This is a genomic window from Pseudomonas sp. B14(2017), assembly GCF_002113255.1.
Taxonomy (GTDB): Bacteria; Pseudomonadota; Gammaproteobacteria; order Pseudomonadales; family Pseudomonadaceae; genus Aquipseudomonas; species Aquipseudomonas putida_Z.
Genome location: NZ_NEJY01000015.1, coordinates 94189 through 110976 on the forward strand (window position 1 = coordinate 94189; position 16788 = coordinate 110976).

The window sequence follows — 16788 nt, forward strand, 5'->3', positions numbered from 1 at the left end:
CTGGCCTGCTTTAATTGGGCCTGTTCGTCATCCAGCGTCAATGGAGTCCTGACATGGAAATCACCGGTAGCTCCGCCTACTACGCGGGCCTGAGCGCAATCCAGACCGGCCAGAACCGCGTCGATCAGGCCGCCAGCCAGATCGCCAGCACCACCGCCGAACGTAGCGCCACCAGCCAGTCCAGCGATTTTCAGGCCGAACGCCTGCGCGCGGTCGACCGCAGCCAGCAGATGGACCTGGCCACCAGCACCGTGCAGCTGGCCGTGGGCAAACTCGAAGTCGAGCTTGGCGCAAAGGTCGCCAAGGCATCCGACGAAATGCTCGGTCGGATCATCGACACCTACGCCTGACAGGGCGCTCACCCGATTTACACGCAGCCCCTGTGGGAGCGGGCGTGCCCGCGAATGCGTCAGATCAGGCACCTCTACTGCCTGGCCGGACCCTTTCGCGGGCACGCCCGCTCCCACAGGGGCGTCTTTATTTTTCAAGGCTTGGCATGAATGCCGTTTTTCGTGGCGTAAATGGCACCATAGTCCATCCTTGACATAAGGCGGAGCTAAACGTAAGTTTCAAACAACTGTTTGATCGACGGCCGCCAAGTGCGGGTCACCCCACAGAACTCACCTAGAGGTTCATCGCAATGCCTGATTACAAAGCTCCCTTGCGTGATATCCGCTTCGTTCGCGACGAGCTGCTCGGCTATGAGGCGCACTATCAGAGCCTGCCGGGTTGCCAGGACGCCACGCCCGACATGGTCGACGCGATCCTCGAAGAAGGCGCGAAGTTCTGTGAGCAGGTGCTGTCGCCGCTGAACCGCGTGGGAGACCAGGAAGGTTGCACCTGGAGCGAATCGGGCGTGAAAACCCCTACCGGCTTCAAAGAGGCCTACCAGCAGTTCGTCGAAGGCGGCTGGCCGAGCCTGGCGCATGACGTCGAGCACGGCGGCCAGGGCCTGCCGGAGTCGCTGGGCCTGGCCCTGAGCGAAATGGTCGGCGGTTCGAACTGGTCGTGGGGCATGTACCCGGGCCTGTCGCATGGCGCGATGAACACCATCTCTGCGCACGGTACTGCCGAGCAGCAGCACACCTACCTGACCAAGCTGGTATCCGGCGAGTGGACCGGCACCATGTGCCTGACCGAGCCGCACTGCGGTACCGACCTGGGCATGCTGCGCACCAAGGCCGAGCCACAGGCAGACGGCAGCTACAAGGTGTCGGGCACCAAGATCTTCATTTCGGCCGGTGAGCACGACATGGCCGACAACATTGTCCATATCGTCCTGGCCCGCCTGCCGGACGCACCGGCTGGCACCAAGGGCATCTCGCTGTTCATCGTGCCGAAGTTCCTGCCCAACGCCGAAGGCGGTGTGGGCGAGCGCAACGGCGTGAGCTGCGGCTCGATCGAACACAAGATGGGTATCCACGGCAACGCCACCTGCGTGATGAACTTCGACGGCGCTACCGGCTACCTGATCGGCCCGGCCAACAAAGGCCTGAACTGCATGTTCACCTTCATGAACACCGCTCGCCTGGGTACCGCGCTGCAAGGCCTGGCCCACGCCGAAGTAGCGTTCCAGGGTGGCCTGAAGTACGCCCGTGAGCGCCTGCAGATGCGCTCCCTGACCGGCCCGAAAGCACCGGACAAGGCTGCTGACCCGATCATCGTCCACCCGGACGTGCGTCGCATGCTGCTGACCATGAAGGCCTTCGCCGAAGGCAACCGCGCGATGGTGTACTTCACTGCCAAGCAGGTGGACATCGTCAAGTACAGCCAGGATGAAGAAGAGCGCAAGAAGGCCGATGCCCTGCTGGCGTTCCTGACCCCGATCGCCAAGGCGTTCATGACCGAGGTCGGCTTCGAAGCCGCCAACCATGGCGTGCAGATCTACGGTGGCCACGGCTTCATCGCCGAGTGGGGCATGGAGCAGAACGTGCGCGACAGCCGCATTTCCATGCTGTACGAAGGCACCACCGGCATCCAGGCCCTGGACCTGCTCGGCCGCAAGGTGCTGATGACCCAGGGCGAAGCGCTGAAGGGCTTCACCAAGATCGTGCACAAGTTCTGCCAGGCGCAGGAAGGCAACGAAGCGGTCAAGGAGTTCGTCGAACCGCTGGCGGCGCTGAACAAGGAATGGGGCGAGCTGACCATGAAAGTGGGTATGGCCGCCATGAAGGACCGCGAAGAAGTGGGTGCGGCCTCGGTCGATTACCTGATGTATTCCGGCTACGCCTGCCTGGCCTACTTCTGGGCCGACATCGCCCGCCTGGCGGCCGAGAAACTGGCTGCCGGCACCAGCGAAGAAGCGTTCTACACCGCCAAGCTGCAGACCGCGCGCTTCTACTTCCAGCGCATCCTGCCGCGTACCCGTACCCACGTGGCGACCATGCTGTCGGGTGCCAACAACCTGATGGCGATGGACGAAGAGCACTTCGGCCTGTCGTACTGATCCTGCCGCTGTAAACCAAACCCGCCTGCCTTCACCGGCAGGCGGGTTTTTGCATTTTGGGGCGGGCGCAATTCCTGTGGGATCGGGCGTGTCGAGGCGTCGAACCGCCGCGAACACCGGCAAAGCCGGTGCCAGCCACCGCGTCGCCTGTTTCGCGGGCATGCCCGCTCCCACAAGAGATAGCGTGCACGCCGGAATTTCCTGTTCATTCCATCCGCATATTCAACTGTTCATGTGCACTGCCGATGAAGTAAGGGCACAATGCCACCATTGATCTGCCGGGTTGGAGATTACCCTTGTTTCGTTTTAACGCTGTTCGCGCGAGCCACTTCCTGCCTTCGCTGATTCTTTTGCTGGCAGGCCTCGCCGCGGCCTATGTGAGAGACCTCAGTGTCTTTTTCACATCGCTGTTCAACGTCCTGCCCACCTTGGTCCTGCTACTGGGCGGAGCCTACTGTGCGGTGTACCGTCGCCAGCGCGAGCTGTTCCTGATGCTCACGGTGTACATCGCCTACTACCTGCTCGACACCCAGACCGACTTCTACCGTGACCATGGCCGCGTGCGCGAGGACGCGGCGGTGATCTTCCACCTGGTGTGCCTGCTGCTGCCCACCCTGTTCGGGCTGTATGGTGCCTGGCAGGAGCGCACCCACCTGCTGCAGGACCTGGTCGCCCGTGGCGCCGTGCTGTTTGCCGTGGGCAGCGTGGCAGTGGCCCTGGAGCAAAGCTACCCCGAAGCGCTGCTGACCTGGTTGGCCGAAATTCGCTGGCCAACCTTGCATGGCCAGTGGATGAGTCTGATCCAGATGGTCTACCCGCTGTTCCTCGGCGTATTCATCCTGCTGGTGGTGCAATACCTGCGTGCGCCACGGCCGCTGCACGCTGCGCAGGTGATGGGCCTGCTGGGCATCTTCTGGATGCTGCCGCAAACCTTCATCCTGCCGTTCACCCTGAACATCATGTGCAGCCAGGTGATGCTGATGATCGCCGCAGCGGTGGCGCACGAGGCCTACCAGATGGCCTTCCGCGACGAGCTGACCGGCCTGCCGGGGCGCCGTGCGCTGAACGAGCGCATGCAGCGCCTGGGGCGCAACTATGTGATCGCCATGACCGATGTCGACCACTTCAAGAAATTCAACGACACCCACGGCCACGACGTTGGCGACCAGGTGCTGCGCCTGGTCGCCAGCCGCCTGTCCAAGGTCACCGGGGGTGGCCGCGCCTACCGCTATGGCGGCGAGGAATTCGCCCTCGTGTTTGCTGGCAAGACCGCCGAGGAATGCGTGCCGCACGTGGAGGCCGTGCGCGAAGTGATCGCCAATTACGTGATGCACCTGCGCGACCAGCACAACCGCCCGCAGGACGATACCACCGGACGCCAGCGGCGGGCGGGCAGCAGTGGCGGCACGGTGTCGGTCACCATCAGCATCGGCGTGGCCGAGCGCCAGGCCGATCATCGTAACCCCGAAGCCGTGCTGAAATCCGCCGACCAGGCGCTGTACAGCGCCAAGGGCGCGGGGCGCAATTGTGTCATGGTGCATGGGCAACAATCGCAGCGAGGGGCAGTGCGCACGGCGTGACCGAAATAGACTATACGGTCTAGTGATGACCCTATGTCTCGTAAAAGTTGTTCGGTTACACTGCCTGCAACCCAGTGTCGCGGTTCCCCGAGACCGCCCCGACCCGACTAGCGAGAGGTTGTCATGGCTGAATATAAAGCGCCCCTGCGCGACATGCGCTTCGTACTGAATGAAGTCTTCAACGTGGCCGAGCAGTGGGCGCAGTTGCCCGGGCTGGCCGAGGTTGTCGATGCCGACACGGCCATGGCGGTGCTGGAAGAAGCCGGCAAGGTCACTGCCAGATCCATTGCGCCGCTCAGCCGCGCCGCAGATGAAGAGGGCTGCCACTGGGACAACGGCGTAGTGCGCACACCGGCCGGTTTCATCGAGGCCTACAACACCTACGCCGAAGGCGGTTGGGTGGGCGTGGGCGGCGACCCGCTGTTCGGCGGCATGGGCATGCCCAAGGTCATCTCGGCCCAGGTCGAGGAAATGGTCAACGCCTCCAGCCTGTCCTTCGGCCTGTACCCGATGCTGACTGCTGGCGCCTGCCTGTCGATCAATGCCCACGCCAGTGATGCGCTGAAGGAAAAGTACCTGCCGAACATGTACGCCGGCGTGTGGGCCGGTTCCATGTGCCTGACCGAGCCGCATGCCGGTACCGACCTGGGCATCATCCGCACCAAGGCCGAGCCCCAGGCCGACGGCAGCTACAAGGTCAGCGGGACCAAGATCTTCATCACCGGCGGCGAGCACGACCTGACCGAGAACATCATCCACCTGGTGCTGGCCAAGCTGCCGGACGCACCGGCGGGGCCGAAAGGTATTTCGCTGTTCCTGGTGCCGAAGTTCCTGGTCAATGAAGACGGCAGCCTGGGTGCGCGCAACCCGGCCACCTGTGGCTCGATCGAGCACAAGATGGGCATCCAGGCCTCGGCCACTTGCGTGATGAACTTCGACGAAGCGGTCGGCTATATCGTCGGTGAGCCGAACAAGGGCCTGGCGGCCATGTTCACCATGATGAACTACGAGCGCCTGGGTGTTGGTATCCAGGGCCTGGCTTCGGCCGAGCGCTCCTACCAGAACGCCGTGGAGTATGCCCGCGACCGCCTGCAAAGCCGCGCCCCGACCGGGCCGCAAGCCAAGGACAAGGCCGCTGACCCGATCATCGTCCACCCGGACGTGCGCCGCATGCTGCTGACCATGAAGGCGCTGATCGAGGGTGGCCGTGCCTTCTCCAGCTACGTGGCCATGCAGCTGGACAGTGCCAAGTACAGCCAAGACCCCGCCGTGCGCAAGCGCAGCGAAGAGCTGGTGGCACTGCTGACGCCGGTGGCCAAGGCCTTCCTCACCGACCTGGGCCTGGAGTGCGCGGTGCACGGCCAGCAGGTGTTCGGCGGGCATGGCTACATTCGCGAATGGGGGCAGGAGCAACTGGTGCGCGATGTGCGTATTACGCAGATCTACGAAGGCACCAACGGCATCCAGGCCCTCGACCTGATGGGGCGCAAGGTGGTGGCCAGTGGTGGGGCGTACTACCGGCTGTTCTCCGACGAGATTCGCCAGTTCATTGCCAGCGCGGGTAGCGAGCTGGAGGAATTTGCCAAGCCGTTGGCTGCCTATCTCGATCAGCTCGACGGGCTGACCGAGTGGGTGCTGGAACAGGCCAAGGGCAACCCGAACGAGATTGGCGCGGCTTCTGTCGAGTACCTGCATGCCTTTGGTTATGTCGCCTATGCCTACATGTGGGCATTGATGGCGCGGGCGGCGAAGGCGGGTGAGGGGGATGAAGCGTTCTATGCGGGCAAGCTGGGTACGGCGCGGTTCTACTTTGCGCGGTTGCTGCCGCGGGTGGATTCGCTGGTGGCTTCGGTGAAGGCGGGGAGTGAGTCGTTGTACCTGCTGGATGCCGAGCAGTTCTGACAGATTTGGGGGCTGCTGCGCAGCCCATCGCGACACAAGGCCGCTCCCACAGGTACCGCGCAAGCTCGAATGGCTATGCGTTCCCCTGTGGCACCTGCCGTGTAAGCTTTTTCCTACACAACGTGGTGACTTTTCACCACTGTTCTCAGATTGGATCCACGGTTATTCTTTACCACATGGACGTTGCGCAGGAAGCGCAAAGGACAGATCAAGGATGACGACGAAGGACCACCTGCCAGGATGGCGGGGCGATACGGATGTCACAGGGAAACAGTCTGGAAAACCCCGCTTCGGCGGGGTTTTCTTTGTGCGCGTGTTTTTCAGCCCAGCACATCCAGCGGTGATGCCCCCAACAGGCGGGCGTCCGTCTCTTCCTCCAGCAGCGTGCGCAGCAGCTCCACAGAGGCCTGCTGGCGCTGGGCATCGCGGAACACCAAGCCAACCTTCAGCGGTACCCGCGGCTCGCTCAACGGCTTCCACAGCAGCCCCTGGTCATCCTCGGCGGCCTCCTTGGCCCGCCCCGGCAGGATGGTGGCCAGCGCGGTATGGGCCAGGCTGTCGAGAATCCCCGCCATGTTGTTCATCTCTGCCTGCACCTGCGGCCGACGCCCCTGGCTGGCCAGCTGCGCCTGCCAGATCTGGCGGATCTGGAACTCCTCGCCCAGCATCAGCATGGGCAGCTCGGCGGCCTGGCGGATGGACACCTTCTTGAAGTCCTTCAACGGGTGGGTAGCGGGGATGACCAGTTGCAGCTCATCTTCGTACAGCAGCAGACCATGCAGCCCCGGCTGGCGTGGCGGCAGGTAGCTGATACCGATGTCCAGGCTGCCATTGAGCAAGCGCCGTTCGATCTCCAGCCCCGACAATTCGTAGATCTGCACCACAAGGTGCGGCTGTGCCCTGCGCAGGCGTTCGAGCAGCTGCGGCACCAGGCTCGGTCGCACGGTCTGCAGCACGCCGATGGCCAAAGTACGCAGCGACTGGCCCTTGAAGTTGCGCATGGCCTCGTGGGCTCGCTGCAGGCCGTCGAGCAGCGGCAGGGCGTGGTTGTACAGGGTATGGGCGGCCAGAGTCGGCAGCAGCCGCTTGTTGCTGCGTTCGAACAGGCTCAGGTCGAGGCTGTGCTCCAGCTGGCGGATCTGCTGGGAAAGCGCTGGCTGGGACAGCGACAGGCGCTCGGCGGCGCGGCCCACGTGGCCTTCTTCATACACCGCGACGAAATAACGCAGTTGGCGGAAATCCATAAGTGATACTTATCGAAAATGCTGGAAAAACGAAATGGTCGAAAACCCTGGCGAGGCCTAGTCTATCGCCGTATTCCAATGGGTTACAGCGATGAATCGGTCGATTGTTACCCCGGATGAAAAACACTTTTGATAGGCAAGGCAAAATATCGAGTGCCGGCACCCAGACCGCACCGTGGCCGCCCCTGTCGTGATTGGTTGGAGCCCTGATGAACCTGTTCAACCTGCGCCGCCCGGCCCCTGCCGCCGTCGCCGAGCCCAAGCGTGCGCCGGTGATCGTGCCGGAAGCGCCGCAGCTGTCGCGTGAGCGCCTGATGCCCAGCACCGAACGCGCAGCGCAGGTGTTCGTGCGTGGCCAGGGCTCCTGGTTGTGGGACAACGAAGGGCATGCTTACCTGGACTTCACCCAGGGTGGTGCAGTCAACAGCCTGGGCCACAGCCCCAGTGTGCTGGTGAAGGCGCTGGGCAACCAGGCCCAGGCGCTGATCAACCCGGGCTCGGGCTTCCACAGCCGTGGCCTGCTGGGGCTGGTCAACCGCCTGTGCCAGAGCACCGGCAGCGACCAGGCCTACCTGCTCAACAGCGGTGCCGAAGCCTGCGAAGGTGCGATCAAGCTGGCGCGCAAGTGGGGCCAACTGCACCGCAACGGCGCCTATCACATCATTACCGCCAGCCAGGCCTGCCATGGCCGCAGCCTGGGCGCGTTGTCGGCGTCCGACCCGCTGCCATGCAACCGCTGCGAGCCGGGCCTGCCGGGCTTCAGCAAGGTGCCGTTCAATGACCTGGCGGCGCTGCACGCCGAGGTGGACTCGCGCACCGTGGCGATCATGCTCGAGCCGATCCAGGGCGAGGCAGGTGTCATCCCGGCCACGCAGGAATACCTCAAGGGTGTGGAAACGCTGTGCCGCGAACTGGGCATCCTGCTGATCCTCGACGAGGTGCAGACCGGCATCGGCCGCTGTGGCGCGCTGCTGGCCGAGGAAACCTACGGCGTGCGCGCCGACATCATCACCCTGGGCAAGGGCCTGGGCGGTGGCGTGCCGCTGGCGGCCTTGCTGGCCCGGGGCACGGCGTGCTGCGCCGAGCCTGGCGAACTGGAAGGCAGCCACCATGGCAACGCGCTGATGTGCGCCGCCGGCCTGGCCGTGCTGGATACCGTGCTGGAGCCTGGCTTCTTCGTTCAGGTACAGGACAACGGCCGCCACCTGCGTGAAGGCCTGAGCCGGCTGGCCGGGCGTTATGGCCAGGGCGAAGTGCGCGGGCAAGGCCTGCTGTGGGCCCTGCAGATGAAAGAAAACCTGGCCCGCGAGCTGGTGGCGGCTGCCCTGCACGAAGGCCTGCTGCTCAACGCACCGCAGGCGGATGTGGTGCGTTTTTCGCCAGCGCTGACCGTGAGCAAGGGCAACATCGACGAAATGCTGCTGCGCCTGGCCCGTGCCTTTGCCCGCCTGCACGCCCAGCAGCAGGCCCGCCGCGAAATGCCAGCCTAGCGGCCTGGTGACATCGAGAATTCTACGAACCGTCTGGCGTTCCTGCGCATCGCCCTTGGCCTGATTCATTCGGCCCGGGGCGTTTTTTTTTGCCTGTTGAACCTCTGTGGCGGGCGGCTAGTCTCTGATGTAACCCCTTCAGGAGAGACTCGCATGGACTTTATACGCATCATCATCGCCATCATCCTGCCACCGCTGGGCGTGTTCCTGCAGGTGGGGTTTGGCGGGGCGTTCTGGCTGAATATCTTGCTGACCTTGCTGGGGTACATTCCGGGGATCGTGCATGCGGTGTATATCATCGCCAAGCGCTGAGATTTTTGGGGCTGCTTTGCAGCCCATCGCGACACAAGGCCGCCCCTACAGGTACAGCGCCACATTCGGGCTTGTCCGATCCCTGTAGGAGCGGCCTTGTGTCGCGATGGGCCGCAAAGCGGCCCCAGAATCTCAGCCCTCCAACACCCGGCAATAGAACTTCCACTCTTCTTCCAAGGCATGCGCCAGGTTCTCCGCCTTGCGGAACCCATGACGCTCCCCCGCATAGAAGTGCCCTTCGGCCTCTATCCCGTTAGCCTGCAATGCCGCCAGCATCGACCGCGTCTGCTCCGGCACCACCACCGCATCCAGTTCGCCCTGGAAGAAGATCACCGGCACCTTGATCTGCCCCGCATGCAGCAGCGGCGTACGCTGGCGATAGCGCTCGGCATCCTGCAGCGGGTCGCCGATCAGCCAGTCCAGGTAGTCCCCTTCGAACTTGTGGGTGGCCCGGCCCAGGGCAACCGGGTCGCTGACCCCGTACAGGCTGGCGCCGGCGCGGAACACATCATGGAATGCCAGGGCGCACAGTGTGGTGTAGCCGCCCGCGCTACCGCCGCGGATGAACGCCTTGCGGCTGTCGACCAGCCCACGTCCGGCCAGGTGTTCCACCGCCGCGCAAGCATCGGCCACATCGCTTTCACCCCAGCGCAGATGCAAGGCCTGGCGGTATTCACGGCCATAGCCGGTGCTGCCCCGGTAGTTCAGGTCGGCGACGGCGAAGCCGCGTTGGGTCCAGTACTGGATGCGCGGGTCGAGCACGGGATAACAGGCCGAAGTCGGCCCGCCGTGGATGAACACCACCAGCGGCGCGGCCCCTTGCGAGCGGGCTGCCGGGTAGAAGAAGCCATGGGCGCGGTGGCCGTCACTGCCGTAGTGGATCGACTGCGGCAGGCTGATATGCCTTGCCGGCAGCATTTCGGCGCCACCAGCCAATACGCTGACCTCGTGGTTGCTACGGGCGATGGCGATGACCGCCGGCGGGCTGATCGGCGAGGCGGCAATCGCGTACAGGTGTTCGGCATCCATGGCCAGGCTGCGAAAACGCGTGTAGGCGCTGGCGAAACGCTCCAGGCGGCCATCGGCAGTACGCAGCCCCAGTTGCCCGAAGCCGTCTTCGAACCAGCTGGCCAGATAGCTTTGCTGTCCCAGTGGCAACCAGGTGCTGGCGCCCAGTTGCCAGGGCGCCGCAGCGTGGTCCGCGGGCTCGGCAGGCAGGGCCTGCCAGCAGCCATCGATCTCGCCCCAGGGTTGCCAGAAGCCATTGCGGTCAGACAGGCAGAAGAGTCGGCCTTCGCTATCGAAGCGCGGCTGCTGCAGCGATTCGTCAGCGCCGGCCACACATTGCGCGGGCCCCCAGTGGCCACTTGCATCACGTGTGCGGCACATCAGCCTGGTGACGGTCCAGGGTTGTGCCGGGCGGTCCCATTCGACCCACGCCAGGCGCTGGCCGTCGGTACTCACCGTAGGCGAGGCATAGAAGTCGGCACCCTCGGCGAGCGCTTCGCGGGCTCGTTCACCCAGGGCGACCAAGCGATGCTCGACCCGTTCGCCATGCTGCTCCTCGACCGCCAGCACCAGGCCGTCGTGCCACTGCACATCGCCGTAGCGGCAGCTGGCATCATCGGTCAGGGCACGTGGTACCGCGCCTTCCAGGTCCTGGGTATAGACCTGCTGGTCCTTTTCGTTGACGAACAGTAGCCCGTCACCACCCAGGCAAAAACTGCCACCGCCGTATTCGTACACCCGGCTACGCACGCTGAAGCCATCGGGGGTCAGGCAGCGGGCCTGCTGGTGCTGCCAGTGCCAGATGCGACAGGCACCATCGGCCGGGCGAAACTCGTTCCAGAACAGCCCCGCGGCGCTGACCTTGAGTTCGGCGAAGTCGGTGCCGGCGGCAACTGCCTGGGCCGCGCTGAACTCAGCCGCGGACGATGACACGGGAGTTTCGTTCATTGCGGAAGGTCATCTCTTCAATGGTGAGCTGGGCGCTTTCCGCCTCCTCGCGGGCCTTGAGGATGATGCCGTGGTCGGCCGACTTGGCGCACACCGGGTCGGCGTTGCTGGCATCGCCGGTGAGCATGAAGGCCTGGCAGCGGCAGCCGCCGAAGTCCTTTTCCTTCTCGTCGCAGGAACGGCAGGGTTCGGGCATCCACTCATAGCCGCGGAAGCGGTTGAAGCCGAACGAGTCGTACCAGATGTGGTGCAGGTCGTGGTCGCGCACGTTGGGGAACTGCACCGGCAGCTGGCGCGCGCCGTGGCAGGGCAGGGCGGTGCCGTCCGGGGTGATGGTGAGGAACAGGCTGCCCCAGCCATTCATGCAGGCCTTGGGGCGCTCCTCGTAGTAGTCCGGGGTAACGAAGATCAGCTTGCACGGGTTGCCCTCGGCCTTGAGCTTGTCCCGGTACTCGTTGGTGATGCGTTCGGCCCGTTCCAGCTGCGCGCGGGTCGGCAGCAGGCCCAGCCGGTTGAGGTGGGCCCAGCCGTAGAACTGGCAGGTGGCAAGCTCGACGAAGTCGGCTTCCAGGGCGATGCACAGCTCGATGATGCGGTCGATCTTGTCGATGTTGTGCCGGTGGGTGACGAAGTTGAGCACCATCGGGTAGCCATGGGCCTTTACCGCACGGGCCATTTCCAGCTTTTGCGCGAAGGCCTTCTTCGAGCCGGCCAGCAGGTTGTTGACCTGCTCGTCACTGGCCTGGAAGCTGATCTGGATATGGTCCAGGCCGGCTTTCTTGAAGTCGGCGATGCGCGCTTCGGTCAGGCCGATGCCCGAGGTGATCAGGTTGGTGTAGTAGCCCAGCCGGCGGGCCTCGCCGATCAGTTCGGCGAGGTCTTGGCGTACCAGCGGTTCTCCGCCGGAAAAGCCGATTTGCGCGGCACCCATTTCCCGGGCTTCGGCCATCACCTTGAACCATTGCGCGGTGCTCAGCTCCTGGCCCTGGGCGGCGAAGTCCAGCGGGTTGGAGCAGTACGGACACTGCAGCGGGCAACGATAGGTCAGCTCGGCCAACAGCCACAGTGGCAGGCCGACTGCGGGCGTGGGCGGTAACTCAGGCGAGGACGATCCAGTGTTCGGCACGGGCCACCTCCATGAACTGCTCGATGTCATCGGCCACTTCCGGGACACCGGGGAACTGTTGTTCGAGTTCGCTGATGATCGCGGCAACGTCGCGTTGGCCGTCGATCAGGCCACCGATCAGGGCCGCGCTGTCGTTGAGCTTGATCATGCCCTCGGGGTACAGCAGCACATGGCCCTTTTGCGCCGGCTCGTACTGGAAGCGATAGCCGGGGCGCCAGGCTGGCACTTGATTACGGTCGAAACTCATAGGGCGATCCCTTTGTGCCACACCCGTTCCTGGGTGACGGAGTGATAGGGCGGGCGGTTCAGCTCGTAGGCCATGCTCATGGCGTCGAGCATGCTCCAGAGAATGTCCAGCTTGAACTGCAGTATCTCCAGCATACGCTCCTGTCCCGCGCGGGTGGTGTAGTGCTGCAAGGTAATCGCCAGGCCGTGCTCCACGTCACGCCGGGCCTGGCCCAGGCGGGTGCGGAAGTATTCGTAGCCGGCCGGGTCGATCCACGGGTAGTGCTGCGGCCAGCTGTCCAGGCGCGACTGGTGGATCTGCGGGGCGAACAGCTCGGTCAGCGAGCTGCTGGCCGCTTCCTGCCAACTGGCCCGGCGGGCGAAGTTGACGTAGGCGTCCACGGCAAAGCGCACACCGGGCAGTACCAGCTCCTGGGAGCGCAGCTGGTCCGGGTCCAGGCCCACGGCCTGGCCCAGGCGCAGCCAGGCTTCGATACCACCGTCCTCGCCGGGCGCGCCATCGTGGTCGAGCAGGCGCTGGATCCACTCGCGGCGCACTTCGCGGTCCGGGCAGTTGGCCAGGATCGCGGCATCCTTCATCGGGATGTTGACCTGGTAGTAGAAGCGGTTGGCTACCCAGCCCTGGATCTGTTCGCGGGTGGCGCGACCCTGGTACATCGCCACGTGGTACGGGTGATGAATGTGATAGTAGGCGCCCTTGGCGCGCAGGGCCTGCTCGAATTCGGCAGGGGACATTGGCAGTGCGTCGCTCATTCGGCTGGCTCCTGTATAGCTGAGTCTGGGCTCACCTCGCCCCCTGTGGGAGCGGGCATGCCCGCGAACACCGGCGAAGCCGGTGCCATACACCGTGTTGGATTTTTCGCGGGCATGCCCGCTCCCACAGGGGGTTGTGTAACTCGCAGACCTTTTTACAACTCGATACTCATGCCATCAAAGGCCACTTCCACACCCCGGCGCAGCACTTCGGCACGCTCGGGCGAGTCTTCGTCGAGAATCGGGTTGGTGTTGTTGATGTGGATAAGTACCTTGCGCTGGCGCGGGAAGCCATCCAGCACCTCCAGCATGCCGCCGGGGCCGTTCTGCGCCAGGTGGCCCATCTCGCGGCCGGTGCGGGTGCCCACGCCACGGCGCTGCATTTCATCATCTTCCCACAGGGTGCCGTCGACCAGCAGGCAGTCGGCGCCGTGCATCATCGTCAGCAGCTTGTCGTCCACCTGGCCCAGGCCCGGGGCGTAGAACAGCTTGCCGCCGGTGCGGGTGTCCTCGACCAGCAGGCCAAGGTTGTCGCCCGGGTGCGGGTCGAAGCGGTGCGGCGAGTAGGGCGGCGCGGCGCTGCGCAGGGGGAACGGGGTGAAGCGCAGGTTGGGGCAGGCGTCGATGACGAAGCTGCCTTCCAGCTCGATGCGGTTCCACTGCAGGCCGCCGTTCCAGTGGCTGAGCATGTTGAACAGCGGGAAGCCGGTGGTCAGGTCCTGGTGAACCATGTCGGTGCACCACACTTGGTGCGGGCAGCCTTCGCGCAGGCTGAGCAGGCCGGTGGTGTGGTCGATCTGGCTGTCCAGCAGGATGATGGCGTTGATGCCGGTGTCGCGCAGGGCGCGGGCCGGCTGCATCGGCGCAAAGGCCTGGAGCTGGGCGCGAATATCGGGCGAGGCATTGCACAGCACCCAGTGCACGCCGTCGTCGGACAGGGCGATGGACGACTGGGTGCGTGGCGTGGCCCGCAGGGTGCCGTCACGCAAGCCCTTGCAGTTGACGCAGTTGCAGTTCCACTGTGGGAACCCGCCGCCGGCGGCGGAACCGAGAACCTGGATGTACATGGCCACTCTCTCTGCAGAAACCGTAGCGAAAAAACGAAAACGCCCCGGCAGGCCGAGGCGTTGAACCGTAAGCCGGGCTTAGCGGTTGGCGAAGTACATGGTGACTTCGAAGCCGATGCGCAGATCAGTGTATGCAGGTTTGGTCCACATGGAATTACTCCTTCCGGATGAGGGGGTGGGTTTGTCAGCTACTACTTGGGTACCGCCATTGGCTGGAGGTTCCCATGGCTGGGATTGCGCTATCTTACAAGAAAAATTTGTACCGAAAGGTTAATTATTCGAAAACTCCGTTGCGGTTTTCGTAACAATCATGGGGTTGTACCCAGCCAGGAAGCATCTGGTGCGGCAGCGTTGGCAAGGCATAGCCAAGTGGAGCCTGTATCGAGCAAGTGGCTCAGCAACTGGTCCAGATCCGTCTGCCGCGTTTTCAGGATAGACCTGTGCAGTGCATCCAGCCTGCCGGGTTGTGTGGCCAGGAACGTCTGCCACGCCCATTCGGCGACTTCGGCGTTGCCCATCGCCGGTTCATCGAATTGCCCGGCCAGGGCCTGACCAGCGGCAGGGGCCAGGGTGACGCCCTGGCGCAGCAAGGTGAGCAGGTGGTCGAGGATCTGTACCTGGCTGGCATGAGGCGACTGGACCCCGAACAGCAGGCCGCCGACCCCCTCGACCTGACGAAAGGTACTGAATACCGCATAGCCGAGTTGCAGTTCTACCCGCAGCCGTTGGTAAACCGGCCCTTGCAGCAACTGGGCGAGCAGGCGGCCAGTGGCCTCCATGGCCGCCGGCAGTGGGCAGAACAGCAGCAGGGCATGCTCACTGCCAGGTACTTCGGCATGTTGCCAACGGTGGTTGGCCCAGGCGGGCAGAGGGCCAGGCGCCGAGCCTTGGCCAGGGCAGTGCTGCAGCACGGTGCCCAATGCGTTCAGGGCGGCATCGTCGAAGCCGGCAGCCAGGCCGTGCCAGCGTGCTTGCTGCCACAGGCTGTCGAGATGCGTCTGTGCCAGGGTGCAGGCCGGAGCAGGTGCAGGCGCGGCGCCCAGCACGGCGTCGGGCAGCTGCTTGAGCAGGGCCCGGATGGGGATCAGTGCCGGAGGCTGCGTCGAACTCGGCAGCCAGCTTCCTGCCGGGGGCTTGAGCATCAGTGCCAAGGCCTGTTCCACAGTGCGCAATACCGCTGCCGGCAGCCCGGCGCAGCGCAGTTGCCAATATTCGCCAGCGGTACTGAACTGCAACTGCACCGATACGCGCTCGCAGCGCTCCTGCAGGGGGTGCAAGGCGCGGTCGAGCAGCGCATGCAGGCGCTGGCGCAAGAGGGACGGGACATGCCAGCGCAGGTACAGCGCCGCGTACTGACGGGCGCCAGGCAGCTGGTCGCTGACCTTCAGTGCCGCTGGCAGCGGCTGCGGCCTGGCATCAGGCAAGTCGGCCAGGAGCAAGGTGTCGACAGCGGGCAGTTGCCAATGCCCATGTTCGCGGGCCGGCAGGCCTTCCAGCAGGGCACGGAGCGCCTGCAAGCCTTGTGTGTCCAAACCGGCGAACGGCTGGCCGGCGCTGTCCCGGCGGGCCAGCTCAAGCGCGCTGGCGCTGCGTTCGCGGCTTTGCTGCAGCAGCTCGAATTCGGTACTCAATTGCTCAGGGGCGGCCTGGCGGATGAAGCCGAACCAGCCCTGCAACAGGGCATCGGCTTCCTCTGGGCAGGCGTCCTCGCTCAGCTTCAGGTCAATGTGCCACAGCAACTGCCCGGCGAAGGCATACATCGCCTCGGCCTTGAAACCTTGCAGCCAGCCACGCTGGCGAAGCGCATGCAGCCAGGTGCCCGGGCGGCTATCGCCGAGGCAGGCGATGAGCAACTCAAGGGCCTGCTCGGCACCTGCCGGCAGGTTCTCGTGGCTGAACAGCAGGTGCGTGTCGGTCGCCGATAAAGGCGGTGGCAGAGCTTGTGGCACCCGTTCACCCGTTGCGAACAGCTTGGCATGCTGCCGGCCCAGCAATTCCAGTTCATCCAGCGATTGCGGGCCGCACAGGCTCAGAGTGACCTGGCCGCCTTGGTAGAAGCGCTGGTGAAAGCCACCGAGCGCTTGCTGGAAGGTAGGATCCTGCAAGGCCAGGGTGTGCCGGTTACCGGCATGAAAAGCGCCCAATGGATGGCCGGGCGCTGCCGATTGCAGCAAGGCGAACTGCTGCTGGGCCTGAGGGCTGCGCGACCAGGCAATGAACTCGGCATGGATTACTTCGCGTTCGCGGCGTTGGCGCTCGATGCCCAGGTCTGGCTCGGCCAACATCTGGCACAGGCGCTCCAGCCCCCCGGTCAGGGCGCTGGGCGGGACCTCGAAGAAGAAGTCGGTGGTGCGTTCGCGAGTGCTGGCATTGACCTGGCCGCCGTAGGCCTGCACGTAGCGCATCAGGCCGTCGTCCAGAGGGAAGCGCGAGGTGCCGAGGAAGAACAGGTGCTCCAGAAAGTGGGCCAGGCCGGGCCAATTGGTCGGCGCGTCGTGACTGCCCGCGTGCACCCGCAGGGCGGCGGCCGAGCGCTTCAGGCGCGGGGCGTGGCGCAGGGTCAGCTGCAGGCCGTTGGCGAGGGTGAGGTGGCGGGTGGCGTCAGGCATGGGGGCTCCGGTAACTGCTGTCCATGCTAACCCATTTGTTTGCAGGCCCGGCCTCTT

Annotated in this window: 14 protein-coding genes; 6 read left to right on the top strand and 8 right to left on the bottom strand. The window is 64.5% G+C overall.

Annotated features, from left to right (window positions below):
- Positions 1 to 53: 53 nt before the first annotated feature.
- The 4 genes from CAG34_RS16865 to CAG34_RS16880 all read left to right on the top strand — a co-directional run bounded on the left by CAG34_RS16865 (position 54) and on the right by CAG34_RS16880 (position 5928).
- On the top strand, positions 54 to 350 hold the full coding sequence (locus CAG34_RS16865) for a hypothetical protein (RefSeq protein ID WP_003258614.1): 297 nt from the start codon (positions 54 to 56) through the stop codon (positions 348 to 350).
- A 290-nt stretch (positions 351 to 640) separates the two neighbouring features.
- Positions 641 to 2446 (top strand): phenylacyl-CoA dehydrogenase, encoded by a 1806-nt coding sequence (locus tag CAG34_RS16870; protein ID WP_025337435.1) that lies wholly within the window; start codon positions 641 to 643, stop codon positions 2444 to 2446.
- Between the two features lie 296 nt (positions 2447 to 2742).
- Positions 2743 to 4026, top strand: coding sequence for a diguanylate cyclase (locus tag CAG34_RS16875; protein ID WP_025337436.1), 1284 nt, complete (start codon positions 2743 to 2745; stop codon positions 4024 to 4026).
- A 123-nt stretch (positions 4027 to 4149) separates the two neighbouring features.
- Positions 4150 to 5928, top strand: a complete 1779-nt coding sequence (locus tag CAG34_RS16880; RefSeq protein ID WP_085591362.1) for an acyl-CoA dehydrogenase C-terminal domain-containing protein — start codon at positions 4150 to 4152, stop codon at positions 5926 to 5928.
- Between the two features lie 320 nt (positions 5929 to 6248).
- Here the strand turns inward: CAG34_RS16880 and CAG34_RS16885 are convergent, their stop codons facing one another.
- Positions 6249 to 7172: a LysR family transcriptional regulator gene (locus CAG34_RS16885; protein ID WP_004375209.1), complete on the bottom strand. Its 924-nt coding sequence runs from the start codon at positions 7170 to 7172 to the stop codon at positions 6249 to 6251.
- Positions 7173 to 7381: 209 nt separating this feature from the next.
- On the opposite strand from CAG34_RS16885, the gene CAG34_RS16890 reads away from it, so the two are divergent.
- Both CAG34_RS16890 and CAG34_RS16895 read left to right on the top strand, forming a co-directional pair.
- Positions 7382 to 8662, top strand: a complete 1281-nt coding sequence (locus CAG34_RS16890) for an aspartate aminotransferase family protein (RefSeq protein ID WP_085591364.1) — start codon at positions 7382 to 7384, stop codon at positions 8660 to 8662.
- A 153-nt stretch (positions 8663 to 8815) separates the two neighbouring features.
- A complete protein-coding gene (locus CAG34_RS16895; RefSeq protein ID WP_009681539.1) occupies positions 8816 to 8974 on the top strand; it encodes a YqaE/Pmp3 family membrane protein in 159 nt (52 codons plus the stop codon).
- A 132-nt stretch (positions 8975 to 9106) separates the two neighbouring features.
- Here the strand turns inward: CAG34_RS16895 and CAG34_RS16900 are convergent, their stop codons facing one another.
- The 7 genes from CAG34_RS16900 to pqqF all read right to left on the bottom strand — a co-directional run bounded on the left by CAG34_RS16900 (position 9107) and on the right by pqqF (position 16731).
- Positions 9107 to 10930, bottom strand: coding sequence for a S9 family peptidase (locus tag CAG34_RS16900; RefSeq protein ID WP_085591367.1), 1824 nt, complete (start codon positions 10928 to 10930; stop codon positions 9107 to 9109).
- Positions 10896 to 12056, bottom strand: a complete 1161-nt coding sequence (gene pqqE / locus CAG34_RS16905; RefSeq protein WP_025337440.1) for a pyrroloquinoline quinone biosynthesis protein PqqE — start codon at positions 12054 to 12056, stop codon at positions 10896 to 10898. The genes CAG34_RS16900 and pqqE overlap by 35 nt, the downstream gene beginning before the upstream one ends.
- Positions 12028 to 12303 (bottom strand): pyrroloquinoline quinone biosynthesis peptide chaperone PqqD, encoded by a 276-nt coding sequence (gene pqqD, locus CAG34_RS16910; protein ID WP_004375207.1) that lies wholly within the window; start codon positions 12301 to 12303, stop codon positions 12028 to 12030. Before pqqD ends, pqqE begins: the two co-directional genes overlap by 29 nt.
- A complete protein-coding gene (pqqC, locus tag CAG34_RS16915) occupies positions 12300 to 13055 on the bottom strand; it encodes a pyrroloquinoline-quinone synthase PqqC (RefSeq protein WP_085591369.1) in 756 nt (251 codons plus the stop codon). The genes pqqD and pqqC overlap by 4 nt, the downstream gene beginning before the upstream one ends.
- 155 nt (positions 13056 to 13210) lie before the next feature.
- Complete coding sequence (gene pqqB / locus CAG34_RS16920; RefSeq protein WP_024086143.1) at positions 13211 to 14122, bottom strand: pyrroloquinoline quinone biosynthesis protein PqqB; 912 nt, start codon at positions 14120 to 14122, stop codon at positions 13211 to 13213.
- 78 nt (positions 14123 to 14200) lie between these two features.
- Positions 14201 to 14272, bottom strand: a complete 72-nt coding sequence (gene pqqA / locus CAG34_RS16925) for a pyrroloquinoline quinone precursor peptide PqqA (protein WP_003243383.1) — start codon at positions 14270 to 14272, stop codon at positions 14201 to 14203.
- A 158-nt stretch (positions 14273 to 14430) separates the two neighbouring features.
- The gene (pqqF, locus tag CAG34_RS16930; RefSeq protein WP_085591371.1) at positions 14431 to 16731 is read right to left on the bottom strand and encodes a pyrroloquinoline quinone biosynthesis protein PqqF; all 2301 of its coding nucleotides are present in this window, start codon (positions 16729 to 16731) and stop codon (positions 14431 to 14433) included.
- Between the last annotated feature and the right edge of the window lie 57 nt (positions 16732 to 16788).